This window comes from Vibrio sp. V01_P9A10T6 (assembly GCF_963877065.1).
Lineage (GTDB): Bacteria > Pseudomonadota > Gammaproteobacteria > Enterobacterales > Vibrionaceae > Vibrio > Vibrio anguillarum.
Genome location: NZ_CAWNTB010000127.1, coordinates 1 through 2,225 on the forward strand (window position 1 = coordinate 1; position 2,225 = coordinate 2,225).

General features: G+C 41.7%; 4 protein-coding genes. 2 read left to right on the plus strand and 2 right to left on the minus strand.

Translation table 11 applies throughout. From position 1 onward, the window contains the following. Nucleotides 1-96 precede the first annotated feature (96 nt). Nucleotides 97-750 carry a YceH family protein gene (locus AACQ21_RS06825; protein ID WP_105977454.1) on the minus strand — a complete coding sequence of 218 codons (654 nt, stop codon included), beginning with the start codon at nt 748-750 and terminating at the stop codon, nt 97-99. Between the two features lie 57 nt (nt 751-807). Continuing rightward, on the minus strand, nt 808-1,011 hold the full coding sequence (locus tag AACQ21_RS06830) for a hypothetical protein (RefSeq protein ID WP_026027876.1): 204 nt from the start codon (nt 1,009-1,011) through the stop codon (nt 808-810). A 190-nt stretch (nt 1,012-1,201) separates the two neighbouring features. Here AACQ21_RS06830 and AACQ21_RS06835 point away from each other — a divergent pair, with 190 nt between their 5' ends. Together AACQ21_RS06835 and AACQ21_RS06840 are read left to right on the plus strand one after the other, a co-directional pair. Beyond that, nucleotides 1,202-1,519: a DUF496 family protein gene (locus tag AACQ21_RS06835; RefSeq protein WP_010319897.1), complete on the plus strand. Its 318-nt coding sequence runs from the start codon at nt 1,202-1,204 to the stop codon at nt 1,517-1,519. A 307-nt stretch (nt 1,520-1,826) separates the two neighbouring features. Beyond that, a complete protein-coding gene (locus AACQ21_RS06840; protein WP_013867916.1) occupies nt 1,827-2,078 on the plus strand; it encodes a YgjV family protein in 252 nt (83 codons plus the stop codon). Nucleotides 2,079-2,225 lie beyond the last annotated feature (147 nt).

Sequence of the window (2,225 nt, forward strand, 5' to 3'; positions counted from 1 at the left end):
AACATCCGTTGTAATACCGCAATACAGTGCTTGATGGCGGGTTCGAACCAAATAAACCCACCAGTCCGGGCTATCTTTGTGGGGAACCTTATTCACTTACAGTAAGCTTTCCACCAAAGCGCGTAACTCGGCGACTTCATTTTTTAATGCGTGAACCTCCTGTTCAAGCTGATCAATACGAGCAGTCGCCCCACCTTCCGGAGCATGAGCAAAGGTTTGCTCTAAACTTTCAACATCAACCTCTCCAGAAAAGAGATGTTGATAACGCGACTCTCGCTTACCCGGTTCACGCGGCAGCTTCACCACCAGCGGGCCTGATTCACGGTTGGCTAAACCGTCTAAAATAGTTTCGACTTCTTTTACATCGGTAAAACTGCATAATCGGTTAGTGCGAGTGCGCAACTCTCCCGGCGTTTGTGGCCCACGCAGCAGCATGCAGCACACCAAACCAATCTCTTGATTTGACAGCTTTAAATCGCCAAATTCGGTATTACAGAAACGGTGCTGATATTTGCTCACTCGGCTATTAAAACCACTTTCATCACTCATCAGGCGACGAGCGATCAAGCCCTCAGCGGCATCTTGAACCTCAGCTTCGGTTAATGACAGCACTGGCTCACGGTTACTTTTTTGGTTACATGCGGTGGTCAAGCTATTGAGCGTTAATGGGTAGTAATCAGGCGTGGTCACTTCTTTTTCAATTAAGCAGCCAATAATTCGTGCTTCTAGGGGAGAGAGCTCAATGTTCATTATAATTTCCTTTTTTCTAAGCGGAGTTTCCTAATCGAGGCCACAATCGATGTTGCATTAGTGTTCTAACAACAGTGAAATTCGGATGATTTTCCCATTGCTATCAATCATCACAATCTTTGCACGGCTTAACTCTAACTCGGTCATCTCCAGCTTCTCACGCTCGCTAATATAAGCTTCACGCAATTTAACACTGTGATGCAGTTCAGCGTTTGCAGGTACATCTTTTCTTTTAGGTACTAAAATTTCTGAAAGTTGCATCTCTAAATACCATAAGATAGCGATTTGAAAGGTACATGATATAGCGCCTATCCGTACCAATACAATCACTCATGACTAGAGTGATTATTTCTTAATCAAGAGTGAGTCAGGATTGATCTAAAGGCTGTTATGAATCAGCTCGATATGATTTAATCAATGGCATTGACATTCAAGTTGGGAAAAGGAACCTATGAGTATCGTATTTGAAATTGTTAACCAAGCTCGCCGTAAAAATAAACTGAAACGTGAACTGCTAGATAACGAGAAAAAAGTTCGTGATAACCGTAAAAGAGTTGAATTGCTTGAAAACTTACTCGATTACATGAAACCGGATATGACCCACGAAGAAGTCATGGCGATCATCAATAACATGAAAGCCGATTACGAAGATCGCGTCGATGATCACATCATCAAAAGCGCAGAAATTTCAAAAGAGCGCCGTGATATTAGCCGTCGTATCCGCGAGCTGACCGATAAAGATAAACAAATGACTCAAGGCAAAAAGTAAAATTCATGCCGACCATCTTCGAAACCCGTCTTAAGACGGGTTTTTTTATGGCCAAAACATTCACAAAACAAATCAACATTTCTATCAACAAAAAGTGCGATAAATTTTATGTGATAGACATTAAACGTTTGCGTAATCGCTAACCTTCACCGAACCTAGTTTTGAGTCTTTTATCACATATTAGCTATTGTTATATTTATACACAGTAAATCAATTATGACCATTCGAGGCACGGAGCTTCCTCACTTATCTCACGGCGAGAAGATTGGTACCGACATCGTTCGGCATATATTAAGAGGGTCAAATTATGGAAATGAATGTGGTTGAAATTTTGGGCTATGCAGCTTCGATCATGGTGGCAATCTCGCTGACAATGAAAGATATCGTTAAACTGCGTATTCTTAATTTTGTTGGTTGTGCACTGTTTACCGCTTACGGACTCATGATTGATTCATGGCCTGTAGTGCTCACCAACGGTTTTATCGCCTGCGTAAACATCTACTTTTTAGCAAAGATGCAACGAGAAAAAAAAACGGCTGACGCCAAAAGCGCTGCATGATAAACCCAAAATAATAAAAATTGACGTGTAAAAAAATGCTCTGCCACGATGACAGAGCATTTTTTATCGATAAATCAGAGAGCAAAAGCATCAATAGCCAAGCAAAAAGCCTCTAGCAGGGGGATACATAGAGGCCATAAGGCTAAG